Source organism: Hugenholtzia roseola DSM 9546 (genome assembly GCF_000422585.1).
Taxonomy (GTDB): domain Bacteria; phylum Bacteroidota; class Bacteroidia; order Cytophagales; family Bernardetiaceae; genus Hugenholtzia; species Hugenholtzia roseola.
The window spans coordinates 84,938-102,331 of record NZ_AUGI01000034.1; the positions used below are offsets into that span (position 1 = coordinate 84,938).

A 17,394-nucleotide genomic window follows, 5' to 3' on the forward strand; every position below is an offset into this window, starting at 1 on the left:
TGCCTTGTTCGTAGTGAGATTGAAATAAAACTGTGTATTCAGCCCCAAAAAGGCTTTTGCACCTAACCTTATGGGCTTTTATCTTTCCCCAAACACGCCTTTTTAGCCACAAGGACAAAAAAAAGAACAAACTTTAAAAGTTTGTCCTTTCAATTTGAAGCCTTATTGATGATATATTGATGATATATTGATGATATGTTGATGTGGTGTATTGATGATTTGTAGAAAATGAGCCAGAAAGTTAGGAAAAAATTGAGGCTACCTCTTGCAAAGTTCTTAGTGTCCGCCCCCTAAGGATTGTCCTTCACGGCTTGATATTTCTAAAAGTTCATTAAATTCTTGTGGAGTCAGGTCGTTGAAGAAGTAATTGACAGGATTGACAAACTTGCCGTTGTGCAACACCTCGTAGTGCAAGTGTGGGGATACAGAAAGTCCTGTACTTCCTACTTTTCCAATTAGATGCCCGCGCTTGATTTTAGCCCCTCTTTTTACGTCTATTTTAGAAAGGTGCGCATAGCGCGTTACATAGCCGTAGCCGTGGTCTATTTCTATGCTCTGACCGTAACCACTGTGCCAGCCTGCCGAAATGACAACCCCATCGCCTGTGGCATAGACGGGCGTACCCGTAGGCGCAGCCAAGTCGCAACCTGTGTGCATTTTCTTAACTTTGTAGATGGGGTGTGTGCGCATGCCGAAACCAGAGGCAAAACTCGTCAGGTGTTTTTTCTGCACAGGTTGAATGGCTGGAATGGCAGCCAACATTTGGGCTTTATTTTGTGCCAAAGTAACCAACTCATCATAGGATTTGGTCTGGATATACATTTGGCGTTTGAGTTGGTCTATCTTCTGCGCTGTTCCAATAATTAGGTTCTGATTGAAAAGCCCTTCGGAGAGTAGCTCCTGATAGCGTTTTGCGCCCCCTGTACCGCCTTTTCGCATTTCCATCGGGATAGGGTCGGCTTCGAAGATAGCACGATAGAGTTTGTTGTCGCGCTCCTGCAATTCTTGCATCATCACCGAAGCGGATTTCAACTCTTGGTCTAAAAGCTGGTATTTGAGCAAAAGTTCGCGGTTTTCTTGTGCCAATAGCCTTTCTTTTTCGGAAGGGAACAAATAGACATAGAGCATCGTTAATCCCACAGCAAAGAGGGCAGAAACGGCAAGAAAGCCTAATATATTGAAAATAACGTCAGATTTCGTCGTCTTGACCCGCTCATAACGGCAGGTTTCTGTGTCGTAGTAATACTTTATTCGTGCCATGTAGTTTTTGAGGTTGGTACGAAACAAGGGTGCAAAAATGTTATCAAACACAAGCTACCCTTTTCATTTGCAAAAGAAGCGATGATGGCGAGGTAAGATTTCAACTTTTTCTAACACAAGTGCCAACCTTTTTAGCTTTTTTAGGGTCATCAGACCGAAAGCCTTATTTTCTTATTTTTTGTGGCGTGTGTCGGAAGCGGTTTGTTTTCCACCTGCCCCGTCATAAAGACAGATGCCGAGCAAGCGCGAGGATTGTGTCATTTTAAAGAATTTTCACAACCATGCTACTTTAAGCAGCCTTTCTTGCAAAAAGCAAACCAAGTTTTTATTGAGCTTTCAAACTGGATTATACCTTTTCCTATAATTGGCTGAAAATGAAAGCCTTTTTATGTCCCCTTTCACCTACTTGAAATTAGGTTAGATAAGGGCAAGTAAGCAATACTTTCATGCTTGCGCTGCAAGTAACACTTTTTTTCTGAAATAAAAGCGGGCATGTAATTTTTAGGCTCAAAAAAAACGAAACGTTCTTGCTTTATTTTTAGTTAAACTCAAAAAAGTGCAATTTAAAAACCTAAGTAGCTTGCTTCTTTCTAAAAAAGTAAAGGCGAGCCACTTAGGGGTGTTGCAATTTTCTGCCCTAAATCCTACCGAAATACAAGACCCAAGTTCGATAAGGTATTATTAGATAAAGCGTTAGGCAAAAGTTTGTGTGCATCTTAGAAATTTAGTGCGGGAATTTAGCGCGGCACTTCTATTTTTTGTATAATTTGCTTGACAATGTCCTCACTTTGCAGCCCTTCCATTTCCTTTTCGGGGCTTAGGATAATGCGGTGATTGAGAACAGGATATGCCATTTCTTGAATGTCGTCGGGGGTAACAAAGTCGCGTCCTCTCATGGCGGCTAAGGTCTTGGCACTGCGCAAGATAGCCAAAGAAGCGCGTGGCGAAGCACCCAAATAGAGTGCGCCATTGTGTCGTGTCTGATAGACAATTTCGGCGATATAATCTATTAAATCTTGTTTGACAAAGACCTGCTCTGCCATTTTGCGGCACAAAGCAATCTCACCGCTTTCCACTACTGCCTCGAAGGTATCTAAGTTGGGCTGAAACTGATTTTTAAAGCGTTCCAAGATTTGCTTTTCCTCGTGCAGTTCGGGATAGTGAATTTTGATGCGAAAGAGGAAACGGTCTAATTGCGCTTCGGGTAGGCGATAAGTTCCTTCCTGCTCGATGGGATTTTGCGTTGCCATGACAAAAAAAGGCTCTTCCATGCGATACGTTTTCCCATCTACGGTTACTTGTTTTTCCTCCATGACCTCGAAGAGGGCTGCCTGCGTTTTGGCGGGAGCGCGATTGATTTCGTCGATAAGTACCAAATTGGAAAAAATGGGACCCGAAACAAAATTAAATTCGCTTGTTTTGAGGTTATAGACCGAAGTGCCAATGATGTCGGTAGGCATTAAATCGGGCGTAAATTGAATCCGCGAAAAGTTGGTATTGATGCTCTTGGCTAAAAGTTTGGTTGTGAGCGTCTTGGCAATACCGGGTACGCCTTCAATCAAGACGTGTCCGCCTGTGATGAGTGCTACCAAAAGCTGCTCTACCATCTTTTCCTGCCCTACGACGTATTGGTGGATTTGGGTCTTGATGCGCCGTATCAGTAGCTCGATGCGCTGGCTATCAATCTGGGCAGTCTGCCACGATTGGTCGGTTTGGTTGTTTTCCTCTAAGGGGCTATTTTCGGGGTTCGCTTGTGGCTCGTCTGTCATTTTTATTTTGATTTTTTGTAAAAATAGGTTAAGTGTTCATGCAACGCCATGAGTTTTTCTGCCGAAATCTGAATCCGTGCCTGACGCGCACGCTCTACTACCTCTATCAATTTCTGAATCTGACTAAGGTAGGTTTCGGAAATTTGCGCCTTCTGTGCCAATTTTCTGTAAAAATCTGGATTGCGTACCTGCGTTTCTATTTGGTATTTGTTTCGCACAAAGTCCCAAAAGAGTTTGATTTTTAGCTCTGCCAATCTGACATGGTCTTGCTCCTGAAAATAGAGCGTGCCTACGGTTTTGGCAAATTCCAAAGAGGTATTGGTTTTTTCTTCTAAAATGGGGATAATGCGCTGCTTTCGCTTTCCTGCAAAAAAGATGTAGAGCAATGCCGCTATCAACAAAGTGTAATAGGCAAATTTCAGAGGCGGCTGCGAAAGGATATAGCTCAACTCCTTGCTTTCATAACGGGTGAAAGGCACTTGGGAAGGCGGCTGTTTGTAGAATTTGCTGCGCTCGTCCCAATAGGTTTTCTGCTGGGGCAGATGCGAAAAAATAGCCTTTACATAATCGTAGCCTTCGGCTTTGAGAAGTTGGTGGTTTGCGAAGGCTTGTGGGAAGGTATGGATATAAAAATGCCCTTTTCCATAGCGAAAGCGGACAAAATTATACAATAAGGTTTGGTCGGCTTTGTAGGCTTTGCTCAAATCAACATTATAGCCGCGTTTTTCCACTTCTTTTGTTTCTTCCGTATATTCGCCTTTATCGAGAAGCTCGAAGGCGGCTTCTTCTACCTTGATACCACCCAAAAAGCGCACGTCAGGATATTCTTGTGTGGCAGGCGTAAAGACAGAAGTGTGTGTAATGGTCTGTTTTTCAAAATAAAGAACGCGCTCATAAGCGGCAACGCGCCCTTTTCGAACTTCGGGCAAATACAAACCCAAACGGTCGGCAGGCACATTTTCTAAGGTTGCACCTGTCATCTGATTCAAAGTTGTTATCAAATCGCTCCCAACGGCTGCCGCCGAACCAAGCGCAGCGGCAAAGTCTGCCTCCACCATTTGCGGATTTTGGACAATTTTATCTTGATAAAAATTGATAAATTGATAGTCTAAAAAGCCTTCACTGCTGATAAAAGCCTCATTGCCTGCCCCCACATACTCGAAGAGTAGCTCCATCTCTCTTTCGTGTGTGTTGTAGTGGTTTCCCACAAAGACATAATTGGTATTTTTTGGCATTTCATTTTCCACAAAAAAAACGCCCAAAGTATCGTCTATTTCGGTTAGTTCGCCGCTGCCAAAAGCTTCGGGCAAAATTTGGTGCAGAATATAAGTGCCGTAGGGCTGCTTGCTACTCTTGTGGTAATCTTCGTCCCAATCTAAATTTTTATTTGTATTAAAGTTTGGCAAAACGAAAATCGACACTACCGTTAGTAGTGCGATAATAAAAATAAAAAGCGGTAAAATAAATCCTTTATTTTTCATACCATTCAAAGCATTAAAAGGTCATTAGAAAGTGTATCAGACCTGTTGTAGGGGTTTGATTTGTGCCAAAAAGCTGTCCCATTGATTTTTGAGGGCTTCAAATTGATGAGCGGAGAGACTACGCTCACCATACCAAACCCATTCGTAACAGCGCAAAAGGTAAGCAAAGGTATCATAAAGCTCGACTTGATGCTGCATCTGTTGTAGATATTGGGCGTTTGAAAAGCCTTTTGCCGTTTTGAGATAGCCATTCTCTTGCAATTTTTTTAGTAAAATCAGAAACAAAAGGCGCAAGGCAATGCGATGGTTCTGATTTTGAAGGGCTTGCTGCAAAAGGTACTCTAAATCGCTCCAATTCACCTTCTTAACATCTACTTCCTGCTCGAAGTCGAACTGAATCTGTTGGCGGTTGCGCTTATTGTATTTGCCCCAATTTTGCAAAACCAGCCAAAAAATAATCCCCAAAAGCAGCGCGGAGATAGAAATTACCAAAAGCGGCTTCAAAAAAGGCAGCGCATCAAAAGCGTCCCACTTTGGTTGCCAAGTAGGAAGATTTATGTTTTCTCCTCCATCTGTTTTTTTCTTTTCGGGCGGCGTGTAATCGATGCCTTCAATCGCCTTTTCCCAAGTGGCTTGTTTTAGGCTTTCTTTGCCCAAAACATAGGGCGAACCTTCGAGGCGTGTGGCTTTTTGTGCCAAAAGAGGCAGCGCAAGCGTGCAGAAAAGAGCCAGAAGGAAAAACCTGCGCCAAAAAGAAGCCAAAAAATCAGGACTTAATAGAGAAAAACGCATAAGAAGATACTTTTTTAGACTGTAATTAGAACACCCTTAGACCAAAAATTGCTACTCCCATTCTTTGGGTTGATGGCGAAAATGAAAGTCGGAAAGTTCGCGCTGCAAAGTCAGGCTTTCGCTTTTTTCCACTTCCGAACCATAGAGCAGGCGCATGGCAATAATGAAAAGCGGATAAGCCACAAAAAAACTCGCCTGTGCAAAAGCAACTACGCAGGCTTGCAAAAGCAAGTTGGTCTGCCCCGTATTGCCCAAGCCCAATATCGAAATCAGGCTATCATAGAGCAGATAAAGCAGGGGCGAACCCAAAAGCAGCAGGTAGAAACCCACCAAAACAAGCAGGAAAGCCAAGTAGAAACCACCTTTTAGCACGTTACCTTTCCAAAAAGAAAAGGCATTGCGCTCTGCCACCCAAAAAGCCAAGATAGTGGAAAGTAGGGGAAAAACAACCCAAATCCAAGCGGCACTTATCAAGACAAGCAATTTGACAAGGAGCAAAGTGGCAAACACCAAAAGCCCTTTTGTAGCCAAAAATTTACCTACAATTTGCAGCGTGCCTTGATTCCAACCCAAAGGAAGGTCAGGGCGCAGTGTCTTTTGCTCGATATGAAACAGAAAAAGCAGACTACTAAGCAGCCAAAGGAGCGTATTAAGAGCCTGATACACCCCAAAATGCGCCCAAGGCTTCATCGCCAAACCGAAGATAAGTTTGAGGTAATGCACAAAATAGCCTTCACTTTCCAAGAAAAAGAAGAAGAAGTCTTTGTCGGCTAACTCTCGCGCACTAATTTGATACATTTGCAAAAAGGAAAGTGGAAAAACTACCAGCGCGAACACTTTGAGATAAAAACCAATGTGTTTTTTATAGAAAGTAAAAGTATCTTTGATGAGCTGACGCGCCGAGCGGATTTGGTAGTATTTAAACACGCTTTGAGGCTGATAAGCAGGCTGTGTTTCGGTACGCTCCTGCGCTGAAAGGCGGCGTGCCACCCAAAACGGATAAAATACGAAGTAGAAAATCATAAAAAGCAAGGAGCTAATGATAATCATAAAGCGTATGGTATAGGAAAGTTCGGTGTAGCGCGTAACGAAACTTTCTATAAAAGCCGCCACCACAAAGACAGGCACAATGCCCATAATGACCTTTATCGAGCGACGTGCCGCCATCTGAAAACTTTGTAGGCGCGTGTAAGAGTTGGGGAAAAATAGCCCCCTGCTTAGGGTCATGCCTGCGCCCCCTACTACGATAATGGCTAAAATTTCGAGCGTGCCATGCACCCAAATTGTGGCAAAGGACTCTAAAAACACGCCTTTTTGATAGAAAAAGTGCTGAAAAACGCCCACCATTACGCCATTTTTTATCAGAATCGCCAAAGTGCCAATTCCGCCCAATGCGCCCAAGACAAAGACCATAAAGGCAATGCGGACGTTATTGAGCGTAATGCCCAAAAACATATTGACTTTTTGGCTATCTTTATAGACCGCCATAGGGTCGCCTTGTGAGATATTCGATTCGGTCATATTGATATAGGCATCACCCAAAATCAAACGCGCAAAGCCGTCAGACTCCTGATTGGAAAGCACGCCGATACAAAACGCTAAGGCAAAGACGACAAAAGAAATGAGAAGTTCATAGCGAATGTGGTAGTTTGCCAAAGGCAAATCGTGTGTCCAGAAACGCACAAAACTGCCCTGCTCTTTGCTGCGATAGCGGAAAAGTTGGTTGAAGACGCGCTGCGCCAAACCATTTAGATAGACCGAAATAACGCGATGACGGTAGAAGGTACGCGCATAAGAAAGGTCGTCTGTAACTTTAATAAAATGCTCGGCTAATTCGTCAGGGTCTTTGTGTTTTTGTACAAGTAGGTTCTCGAAATGCAGCCATTTAGACTTGTTCTGACGGATAAATTCATTTTCGCGCATAAAAAGTAAAATTTGGGCGGCTTAGGAAATTGGAAAGCAAAGCGGCTTGAAATAGTCTTTCCCCGACAAATTACGAAAAAGAGCGAAAAAAAAAGCCCAAGAACGATAAATTTGAAAAAAAGTCTTATCTTTGAAGACGGCAGAGCCTGATTTTTAATTCGGCTGTGGCTATTTTTACGCCTATACTTGCGGCGCATAGTAGGCAGTAGCGTCGGGATTGTAAATATAGTCATTTTTTTAGAAAGCCCAAATCTTAGTCGTGTTTTTTTCCGTTTTCAAATAGAAATACAAAAAAATGGCAACAGTTTATTTAAAAACTCCGCAGAATGTAACCATTGAAGTAGGCTTGGCTTCTTCCCTCGAAAGGGCAGTGGCTTATTTCATCGATTTTATCGTAATTATCGCTTGGATTTCGCTTATCGGTACTCTGATGGGCATTTTGCTTCAAGATAGCGATTGGTTTGTATATGTCTATTTTTTATTGGTAGTCCCCTTCTTTGTTTTTTACCATTTAGCCTTAGAAATTCTTTGGCAGGGACAGAGCATAGGCAAAAAAATCATGCGCCTCAAAGTGGTCAAGTTTAATGGCGATTTGCCCTCTGCCGACGATTTTTTGCTTCGTTGGGCTTTTAGAATGATTGATGTTAGTTTTTCCTTTACCGCCTTAGCCGCTACCCTCATTCTGACTTCGGAAAACAAGCAACGTTTGGGCGATGTCTTGGCAGGCACGCTCGTAGTCAAGCTCCAACCCGAAGGCAACCAACACAAAGGGCGCGTTTTTAAGGAAGAAAACAAGGAGCAGGAGCGCGAATTTTTGTACCCCAATCTTATCGCCTTCAACGACCAAGAGATGATGCTCATCAAAAACTTACTCGCTCGCTACTATAAAAACCCCTCGCCAACACATCAGACCCTTTTGAAGGAAGCAGCCCAGACGATTGCACAAAAGCTAAAACTTAGCAAAGTGCCACAAGAGCCTGTGCGCTTTTTAGAAGCAGTTTTGGAAGAGTATGTGTTCATGACGCGATAAAGCACTTTTGTAAGATAAAGTATGCTTTTAAAGCAAGCCTACCTCGATTTTTTCCTTTTTTACCTCTCTTGCGTATTCTATGCAAATTCCTATCCTACACAAAGGCAGCACGATTGACGTTTTAGCAACCCAACCCAAACTCTGCATTGGGGTAAATTGGGGCGCGATTGTGAAGAAGAAGCGTTTTTTGGGCTTAGTGCCTACTTGGGAAGGGGTGAATTTAGACTTAGGCGCGGCTCTTTTTGATGAGCAAGGCGAAATGCTCGACCTTATCTACCCCAATAAGCCTCACTCGAAAGATGGTGCAATCTCTCACTCTGGCGACGATACCACAGGCGACAAGACCCTTAGTAGCGACCAAAACGATAACGAAACCATTGTCTTAGACCTTACGCGCCTTAATCCCTCGATAAGTCAGCTCTTTTTCTTTGTCCAAAGCAGCAGTCAGACAGATTTTTCGGACATTCCCTATACCCAAATCCGCATCTACACAGCCTCTGCGCCCAATCAGGTAGAAAATCTCTTGGGTAGTTTTGATGTAGCTGCCAATGCCGCCTTTCATGGCAAAGTCGCGATGGTGATGGGCAAACTATTCCGACGCGGGCAAGATTGGCGATTTTATACCATAGGCGAAGGCGTAGAAGCCGCCAAACTCCTCAATACCGTTGCGCTTATCAAGGAACGCTACCTTTGAAAGGCGAAACCTACATAGAAGCACTAATAGAACTGCACCCTAATTTGTAGCTCTGCTTTTTTTTCGTATCTTTGCCATGAAAGCCTGAAAAGGGTGTTGCGTTTTGTAAAGCACTTCACTTTATGGGCTGTTTTTGTTTTGAAGTCTTAAAAATTGCACGTCGGCAATCGTCGTGATTAGGTTGCCTCTATTCTAAGCCCGTTCCCATGTCTGCGCCCCTCCCCGATGATTTCCATTCGCAGCGTCTGCAAAGACTAAGGTGGTTCATACTGCTTTTGGTCTTTGGGCTTCTTTTTTTAGGAATTTACACGTGGTATCTCAATCAAGACCTCAAAAGTGCGTGGCAGGAAAATACCAACAAAAATCAGGAACTTTTAGCTCTCAAACACGCCTACGACTCCCTACAACGCGAAATTGACTTCCGACAATCGCTTCTCAAACAGATGGGCGAGGACATCGAGCAACTCAAAAATCTGCAAACTTCCTTGCGCCAAGAAATCGTGACCCTCACCCATAGCAACGCACTGACGACGCAAAACTACAAGTTGCTCAAAGAAAAGCTCAAACTATATGAGGCAGAATTGGCACAAAGAGATGTCCTGATTCAAAATATGAAACGCGAAAGCCAAACCTTGCGCGATAGCCTACAATCGAAAAGAGGCGATTTAGAACCGCTAAACCTACAAGCCGAGCCGATTATGCTCTATGAAGGCGATTCGCTTCTCAATTTGAAAAAACCGCTACAAATTTTATACGCCAAAATCCGCATCAAGGCTCTGATTCGCGCCACTTCTAAGGTAGGAATCGGGCAGAAGAATATATGTCTGAAAGTATTAAGTCCGAGTGGAAAGCTCCTTCAATCTGCCAATGTCCCTCACGCCTGCACTGCCCAGCAGTATTTTCATTATACCCAAACAGACCAAATGCTCACCTTTGTTTATGAGCATTTGTCGGAGGAACGAGGCTTCTTTCGCCTCGAAATTTGGGCAGACGAGCTACTTATCGGTACGACTACTTTCGAAGTTCAGTAATATCGCAATATTTGAAGGTGAGCTTCTGGCTTGCCTTTTTTTGATAACTTTTTAAATCCTTACCCCAATTCTACCATGACTTACAAACGCTATAGACGGGTGCTGCTCAAATTAAGCGGCGAAGCCCTCATGGGAACACAACAATTTGGCATCGAGCCGAGCCGCTTAGAGCAATATGCCTTAGAAATCAAGAACGCCGTAGAAAATGGAATCCAAGTGGCGGTCGTGATTGGGGGCGGCAACATTTTTAGAGGCGTACAGTCGGATAATGTAGGCATAGACCGCGTACAGGGCGATTACATGGGCATGCTTGCTACCGTTATCAATGCGATGGCGATACAATCTGCCTTAGAGCAGATGGGTGTTTATACGCGCCTGATGTCGGGAATCAAGATGGAGCAAATTTGCGAGCCTTACATTCGCCGTCGCGCCATTCGCCACTTAGAAAAAAATAGAGTCGTCATTTTTGCCGCAGGCTTGGGTAGCCCCTACTTCACTACCGACTCTGCCGCTTCGCTTCGCGCCATAGAAATTGGTGCAGACGTGGTCTTGAAAGGTACGCGCGTAGATGGCGTTTATTCTGCCGACCCTGAAAAAAATCCCGAAGCTGTGCGCTATGAAAATATTTCCTTCGAGCAGGTCTATCAACAAGGACTCAACGTCATGGACATGACCGCCTTTACCCTCTGCCGCGAAAACAATCTGCCTATCATTGTCTTCGATATGAACACGCCCGGCAACTTATTAAAGGTCTTGCAAGGCGAAGCCGTAGGCACGCTCATTACAGAATACTAAACGAAAATACAGACTTCTCTTTCTAAGACGTTACAAATATCAAAACGCTTTCAACCCCAAAAGGCTTTCAAAATAGAGCGCAACGGTGTTATCAAGTAATGTTAAGTTCTGTAAAAAGCCTTGTTTTGTCAAATTTATAAACCCTAAGGGTCTTTAAGACCCTTAGGGTTTGGCTCATTTGAATCTAATTTTTAGAATTTAACCTCACTGCGTTATTGCGTTCTTTCTGACCTAAAAAAAGCGCGAAGTTTCGACTTCGCGCTTTTTATTTGTCCCTACTTTTGGCAACAGAGAAACAGCATTTGTAAAGCAAAAAGCATTTTTCAGGTCTAAATATCGCCTAATTGAGGGCGGATAATCATTTCCTCGATAACGGCTTGTGAAGAAAGGGCGTGTGCGGCATAGATAGCCTTTGCCACATCTTGCGGCTTTATGAAGCGTTCAGGCGGCAAACCTGCCCCTGCCCAACTATCGGTAAGGGTAGCACCGGGCAAGACCGCCACCACGCGAATCTGGTGCGGCATCAGTTCTAAGCGCAAGACTTTGGTCATGCCGTAAAGGGCAAATTTGGAAATACAATAGCTGCCACCATTCGGGTAGGCTGTAATGCTGGCGATAGAGCAGATATTGAAAATATCGCCTTTCTTTTGTGCCTTCATCTTTCCGACCAAACCGCGCGTAACGTGATAGGCACTCAAAAGATTGGTATTGAGCATATTTTCGAGCGTGCCTGCGGGTTCTTCGGTGATAGAGCCTGCCACAAAGTAGCCTGCATTATTGACCAAGACCTCGATGGGCTGGTCTAAAAAATGAACAAACCAAATAAAATCTTCTATGTCTTTGGGTTTGGATAGGTCGGCAAGACGGTAGTGAAGCGAAACCTGATATTTGGTCTCGATTTCCATTTTAAGCTGGTCTAAGGCTTGCTTATCACGTCCGCAAGTGCAGACATGGTAGCCTTTCTGTGCAAATTTTTCGATAATGGCTCTGCCAATGCCTTTGCTACCACCCGTAACAACTATCATAACATTTGAAGTAAAATGAGAAAAAAGAGAAAGACAAGCAATGAAGATAAGCGAAGATAAGCGAAGATAGGCAAAGATAACCAAAAGCTTTCGAAAACAAAACCCCAAGAGCGGCAAAACCCTAAGCGTACTGACGACACTTAGGGTTTATTGGGGTTTATTAGTTAGGTGCAAAAAGGCTCAAAAAATAGGCGCGAGGCTATTTTTCTAAAATGACTTTTTGCGTCAGGCGTTCATTTTCGGTGCGAATCTCTATGATATAAAGTCCGTTTTCTGCCCCTTCTGCCTGCCATTGGTATTGGTGTTTGCCCAAGTTTAGCTCTGGCAAAATTTGCTGCGCCACTCTGCGCCCTTTGGCATCATAAACCGAAACGACAACATCTTGTAAGGTTTGGTTTTCAAAAACCACTGTCGTTTGGCTGCTCATCGGGTTTGGATAAGCCGCCTCTAAGCGCAAAGAGCTTGCTTTTTTGGTTTCGTCCTCTTTTTGGCTTGTGCCTAATTGGTGCAAGGTATTTTCTACTACGGCAAAACTGCTGACCAAAGACTTGCTAAAATTGCCGTTTTCAGCGTGAATGGCGAGGTTATACAAGCCTTGTGGCAATCCTTTTGGTAAATGAAGGCTATAAACGCCTGCCTTTTCCTCAAATTCCACTACATAAGTAGGGGCAGTCATTCTATCAAAACCTTCGGCATCAGAAGTTAGGCTTATTACACCCGTAACCTTTGCACCCTGCGCATTAAGGGGCTGATGCGCCAAAACTTGCAAATTAAGTGCGATAGGTTCGCCTGCACGATACGTCCATTTTTCGTCATTTAGGTCAGAAGTAAGTCGCAATCCAACTTGTGTGCCTGTATTCACTAAGGCTACAAAAGGCGTAGCGTCTAAACGGCTTGCCAAGGTGTAAGTGCCACTTTGTAGGTTTTCGCCTTCCAAGCGCAAAGTAGTTACATAGCCACCCAACATGTCCATCTGCACGATTTCTGCACTGCGCAAAATTTCGGGACGCATTGTTTCGCCATTAGGCGCAATTAGTACAAAATCGTCTGCTTCGGAAAGATGGTGAATATCGAGCAAAAGTTCTGTTGTATTTTTTTCTACAACCAAATTCGCCTTTCCTTCTTTGGTGCTAATCACCTGCACAAAACTCTCTACAATGGCGTTGGGGTTTTTCACTGGTTCGGGCGCAAGGTTTTGGGCTTGCTCCTTAGCAAGGGTTGTGGGCAAATTCGCCTTGACATATTGCCACATATACTGCCCTTTATGCACTTCGCTGTGGTCTAAATCGGTTGCGGCAGTGCCATGTCCGCCTAAAAGGTGTATAGAATTGGGGCGTTTGGTGCTATAATAAGGCACAACGCCATCATTTCCACCTGTGGAAGAACTGCCACCATTTAGATTGAGATAAACGCCTGAAAACCAAAGGATTCCACCATATCCCCACGCGCCTACGGTACGAAAACGCGCATTAGGACGGTTCGGGTGCGAATCCGTTTGAGAGCGGAAATAGCTGGCATAGCCTGTTTGCAGGCTGTAAGTGGCATCATTTACCTGTCCAAAAACATTGGAAAGCCACCAAACCCAACCACTTTGCGCCAAATCTGCCAAAGGCGTACCAAAGTGTGGCGAACCCAAAGTAATGACGCGCTCCACGCGACTTGTTGCGCCGTAATGTACCAAGGCGGCATCACTATCCAAGCCACCTTTGCTATGCGCTACCACTACCACGCGCGAAACACCATAGCGATTGGCAACCGTATTGAGCATGTCGCGAAAAAGTTGTCCATTGACCCACATATTTTTATCGGGGTGAACGGATACAAAGGCGGTACGGTAGCCGTCGTTATAGGCGCGTGTGTACATGTCGTTGTTTTCCCACCAAGTGCTGGCACGCGACGAGTAGCCATGAATGAAGACCAAAACGGGCGCACCTGCACGCGGATTTGTAGGATTTGCACCGTAATAAATATTGCCTGCATCGCTGCTGCCATTGCCCAAAATGTCGCCTTGGCTGCGTTGTAGGGTTGTGTTTAGCTGTGAAGTGGTAGGTAAGTTTCCTGTCGGAACATCTAATTCTATCTCCTTTATTTGCGCAAATGCGCCAAAACTAACAAGGCAATAGAAGGCAAAAGCCACCAAAGAGAGGACAATTTTTTTCATGGGTAAAAAGAAGGGGAATATTGAGTGTGTCTGTGTGAAAATTTGTATCGTTTTGTTAGCAAAGCAGTTAGAAGATAAAAGCCTTTTGAGTTGTGCAAACGCCGCTGGGCATTTCTTTTTTTTGTTTAAAAGGTATGCTTGCATAACATTGATGCAAAGTAAAAACATAATATCCTGATTTGCAAGCGATTGACGATTTTTTTTTCGCAAAAATCGTTTTTTTTCGATTTTTCCTGCTTTGTTTTCCCTTTTTTACCAAAAAAAATAAAACTTTCTTATCCTAAGTCAGAAAAAGGGCAGGCGTTTTCTTTTGACAAAAAACTTACATCTGATTTTTAATGTACCTTTCAGATTTTAATTTCAAACCCGAAGCGCAGGGAAGGCGTTTCGGGTTTGAAGCAGTTGGGTCTGAAAAATAAAAAAGGACAAGGTCAGCCTTGTCCCTACAAATCTGTTTTAGTGCCTAATATAAAATGCGAAAACGAATGGTGTTTTCTATATTTTTTAGGTCGGCGATAACGTTTTCGTTGTATTTTTTATTGACATCGGTAATGACATAGCCAATTTCTTCGTTGGTTTTGAGATACTGCCCCACGATATTGACCTGATGCTGGGCTAAGGTTTGGTTTATTTTTGCCAAAATACCCGGTACGTTTCGGTGAATGTGAATCAAACGATGCGCATCTTTGAGTTTGGGCAGTTGCAATTCGGGGAAATTAACGCTGGCAAAGGTATTGCCTGCATTGATGTAATCTATGATTTTATTGGGAACAAATTGGGCGATATTTACCTGCGCCTCCTGCGTACTGCCCCCTACGTGCGGCGTTAGGATACAGTTGGGAATGTGGCGAAGTTGGGAAATAAATTCTTCGCTGTTGTTTTTGGGTTCATAAGGAAAAACATCAATCCCTGCGCCCAAGATTTTGCCATTTTGTAGGTAAGTAACTAAGGCTTCGATATCCACTACCGCACCACGCGCCAAATTTAAAAACACCACGCCTTCTTTCATGCGCTCAAATTCGGCATGGCTAATTAAGTGCTGATTTTCTTTGCGCCCATCTACGTGCAGGGTTACGATGTCGGCTTTTTCTAATAGCTCTTCGAGCGAGTGGCAAGGTTTGGCATTTCCCAAAGCCAATCTATCGACAATATCATAAAAATAAACCTCCATGCCCATTGCCTCTGCCAAGACCGAAAGTTGTGAGCCAATATTGCCATATCCGACAATACCCAATTTTTTGCCTCTAATTTCGAAACTATTAGCAGCCGATTTTGTCCATTTTCCCTTGTGCATGTCCATCACTTGGGCAGGCACATTGCGCAAGAGCATAATCATTTCGGCAATCGCAAGCTCTACGACACTGCGCGTGTTGCTATAAGGCGCGTTGAAAACGGTAACGCCTTTTTTGGTACAAGCCTCCAAATCAATTTGATTTGTGCCGATACAAAAAGCCCCTACCGCCAAAAGGCGATTTGCCTTTTCTATCACCTTTGCCGTTAGTTGTGTTTTGGAACGAATCCCCAAAATCGAAACCTCTGCCATTCGTTCCAAAAGTTCGTCTTCGCTTAGAGCCGTTTTGAGCAATTCTACCTGATAGCCTTCGGCACGCATCAAATCTACTGCCCTCTGGTGGATACCTTCTAAAAGTAAAACCTTGATGCGATTTTTAGGAAAAGAAACATTGCGCGGCAGATTGTTGATATAAAGAAACTCGTCTAAGCTAACCACTTCTTTTTCAGCCACTTCCACAACCGAATGACGGCGCACATTTTCGGTAAAGGCGTAGAATTGGTTTGCCAAGCCTGCCTCTTTGATTTCGTAGTCGGTGTAGCCATCGCCGATGACGTAAATCTCACCTTTCAAATCGAGGCTTTTGAGCAGTTTGACTTTGCCCTTGTCTTCGGATAAAAAGTTTTGTTCGTCGAAGCCAACAATATTTCCATCTGCATCAAAAACAAAACTATTAGCATAAATATTTTCAGGCTTCACGCCAAAAGTTGTAACGATAGGCTCTATAAAGTCTTTAAAGCCGCTCGATACAATCAAGATATGGTCGGTGTAGGTATTAAAAAATTCTTGATTGCGTTTGAAAGAGTCTGATATTTTTTCGCTCAAAATTGAAATTAAATCGGGCAAATGGCGGCGATTTGCTGCCAAGATTTGCAGCCTTTTTTGTAAAGAATCGCGAAATGAAATTTTGCCTTCCATCGCCAAATGGGTAAGTTCGCTGATTTGCGCCAAACTTCGCGCCTTTTCCGCTTCTGCTTTATGCGCATGGCTTAGGTGGCAAAGCTCGTCCATAGCCTCTACTTTGGTGAAAGTGCTATCAAAGTCGATGATAAAATATTTGACAGACGAATTAGGAGTCATAAAAAAGAGAAAAGATTGGAGAAAAGAAAAGAGTAGGCGTGTTTTTATTGGTCTGCGTATGGTGCAAAGTTCGTTTTTTTTGGGTAAAAGCGCGAAAAAGCAGGCGAAAAGCCCATAAAAAACAGTGATGTTAAATTCTAAAAAACAGGTTCGAATGAGCCAAACCCTAAGGGTCTTAAAGACCCTTAGGGTTTATAAATTTGACAAAAAAAGGCTTTTCACACAACTTAAGCTGACTGATAAAAAACCCTTAGCAAGTTGCCTCGCTAAGGGTTTCGGTTGTTTTCAACGTGTATCGCACTTAGTCTAAAAGGTCGCCGATAGCACCTAAGGCAGAACTTCCTTTTGTCGCATTTCCGCTAAAAGGAGAAAGTGCCTGCACTAATTTTGAAATGGGCATAGATTGTATCCAGACTCTGCCTGTTCCGCTCAAAGTGGCTAAAAACAAGCCTTCGCCCCCTACAAACATAGATTTCAAGTTGCCTGAACGCTGAATGTCGTAATTGACACCCTCTTCAAAAGCCACAACGCAACCTGTATCCACGCGCAAGGTTTCGTTATTGAGCGTGCGCTCGATGACCGTACCGCCTGCATGGATAAACGCCATGCCATCGCCTTGCAATTTTTGTAGGATAAAACCCTCACCGCCAAAAAAGCCTGCCCCTAACTTTTTATTCAAGTGAATAGAGATTTTTGTACCCAAAGCGGCACACAAAAAGGCATCTTTTTGAACAATAAGCGTGCTATTATTGCACTGATTCAAATGAACAGGCATCACCGTACCCGGAAAAGGTGCAGAAAAAGCGACATGACCCTTGCCACTACCTTCGTGTGTGAAGTGTGTCATAAAGAGCGATTCGCCCGTTATCATACGCGCCCCTGCCGACATGAGTTTGCCAAAAAAGCCCTGACTTGGATTCGAGCCATCGCCCATCTTGCTTTCCGACTTGATGCCGCCTTCCATATACAACATAGCACCTGCCTCTGCAATGACAGTTTCGCCATTGTCAAGCTCTACTTCTACTATTTGAATATCGCCGCCAATAATGCGGTAGTCTATTT

Annotated in this window: 13 protein-coding genes; 4 read left to right on the forward strand and 9 right to left on the reverse strand. The window is 43.8% G+C overall.

Going from position 1 to position 17,394, the window contains the following annotated elements:
* Positions 1 to 276: 276 nt before the first annotated feature.
* The 5 genes from G500_RS0102540 to G500_RS24720 form a co-directional block, all read right to left on the reverse strand.
* A complete protein-coding gene (locus G500_RS0102540; RefSeq protein WP_027001452.1) occupies positions 277 to 1,260 on the reverse strand; it encodes a M23 family metallopeptidase in 984 nt (327 codons plus the stop codon).
* 737 nt (positions 1,261 to 1,997) lie between these two features.
* Complete coding sequence (locus tag G500_RS0102545; protein WP_027001453.1) at positions 1,998 to 3,029, reverse strand: AAA family ATPase; 1,032 nt, start codon at positions 3,027 to 3,029, stop codon at positions 1,998 to 2,000.
* A 2-nt stretch (positions 3,030 to 3,031) separates the two neighbouring features.
* Positions 3,032 to 4,510: a DUF4350 domain-containing protein gene (locus tag G500_RS0102550; protein WP_027001454.1), complete on the reverse strand. Its 1,479-nt coding sequence runs from the start codon at positions 4,508 to 4,510 to the stop codon at positions 3,032 to 3,034.
* A gap of 36 nt (positions 4,511 to 4,546) precedes the next feature.
* Positions 4,547 to 5,302: a DUF4129 domain-containing protein gene (locus tag G500_RS0102555; RefSeq protein ID WP_027001455.1), complete on the reverse strand. Its 756-nt coding sequence runs from the start codon at positions 5,300 to 5,302 to the stop codon at positions 4,547 to 4,549.
* Positions 5,303 to 5,353: 51 nt separating this feature from the next.
* The gene (locus tag G500_RS24720) at positions 5,354 to 7,225 is read right to left on the reverse strand and encodes a stage II sporulation protein M (protein ID WP_051203228.1); all 1,872 of its coding nucleotides are present in this window, start codon (positions 7,223 to 7,225) and stop codon (positions 5,354 to 5,356) included.
* Positions 7,226 to 7,520: 295 nt separating this feature from the next.
* Between G500_RS24720 and G500_RS0102570 the strand changes: the two genes are divergently transcribed.
* The 4 genes from G500_RS0102570 to pyrH all read left to right on the forward strand — a co-directional run bounded on the left by G500_RS0102570 (position 7,521) and on the right by pyrH (position 10,775).
* Positions 7,521 to 8,255, forward strand: a complete 735-nt coding sequence (locus G500_RS0102570) for an RDD family protein (RefSeq protein WP_027001456.1) — start codon at positions 7,521 to 7,523, stop codon at positions 8,253 to 8,255.
* Positions 8,256 to 8,334: 79 nt separating this feature from the next.
* On the forward strand, positions 8,335 to 8,949 hold the full coding sequence (locus G500_RS0102575; RefSeq protein WP_027001457.1) for a TerD family protein: 615 nt from the start codon (positions 8,335 to 8,337) through the stop codon (positions 8,947 to 8,949).
* 206 nt (positions 8,950 to 9,155) lie between these two features.
* On the forward strand, positions 9,156 to 9,980 hold the full coding sequence (locus G500_RS0102580; protein WP_027001458.1) for a hypothetical protein: 825 nt from the start codon (positions 9,156 to 9,158) through the stop codon (positions 9,978 to 9,980).
* Positions 9,981 to 10,055: 75 nt separating this feature from the next.
* Positions 10,056 to 10,775, forward strand: coding sequence for a UMP kinase (gene pyrH, locus G500_RS0102585; RefSeq protein WP_027001459.1), 720 nt, complete (start codon positions 10,056 to 10,058; stop codon positions 10,773 to 10,775).
* Between the two features lie 329 nt (positions 10,776 to 11,104).
* Here the strand turns inward: pyrH and G500_RS0102590 are convergent, their stop codons facing one another.
* The 4 genes from G500_RS0102590 to G500_RS0102625 all read right to left on the reverse strand — a co-directional run bounded on the left by G500_RS0102590 (position 11,105) and on the right by G500_RS0102625 (position 17,392).
* Complete coding sequence (locus tag G500_RS0102590; protein ID WP_027001460.1) at positions 11,105 to 11,800, reverse strand: SDR family oxidoreductase; 696 nt, start codon at positions 11,798 to 11,800, stop codon at positions 11,105 to 11,107.
* A 199-nt stretch (positions 11,801 to 11,999) separates the two neighbouring features.
* Complete coding sequence (locus tag G500_RS24725) at positions 12,000 to 13,961, reverse strand: alpha/beta fold hydrolase (RefSeq protein WP_161626063.1); 1,962 nt, start codon at positions 13,959 to 13,961, stop codon at positions 12,000 to 12,002.
* A gap of 463 nt (positions 13,962 to 14,424) precedes the next feature.
* On the reverse strand, positions 14,425 to 16,332 hold the full coding sequence (gene serA, locus G500_RS0102615; RefSeq protein WP_027001462.1) for a phosphoglycerate dehydrogenase: 1,908 nt from the start codon (positions 16,330 to 16,332) through the stop codon (positions 14,425 to 14,427).
* A 301-nt stretch (positions 16,333 to 16,633) separates the two neighbouring features.
* The gene (locus tag G500_RS0102625) at positions 16,634 to 17,392 is read right to left on the reverse strand and encodes a TIGR00266 family protein (RefSeq protein ID WP_027001464.1); all 759 of its coding nucleotides are present in this window, start codon (positions 17,390 to 17,392) and stop codon (positions 16,634 to 16,636) included.
* Between the last annotated feature and the right edge of the window lie 2 nt (positions 17,393 to 17,394).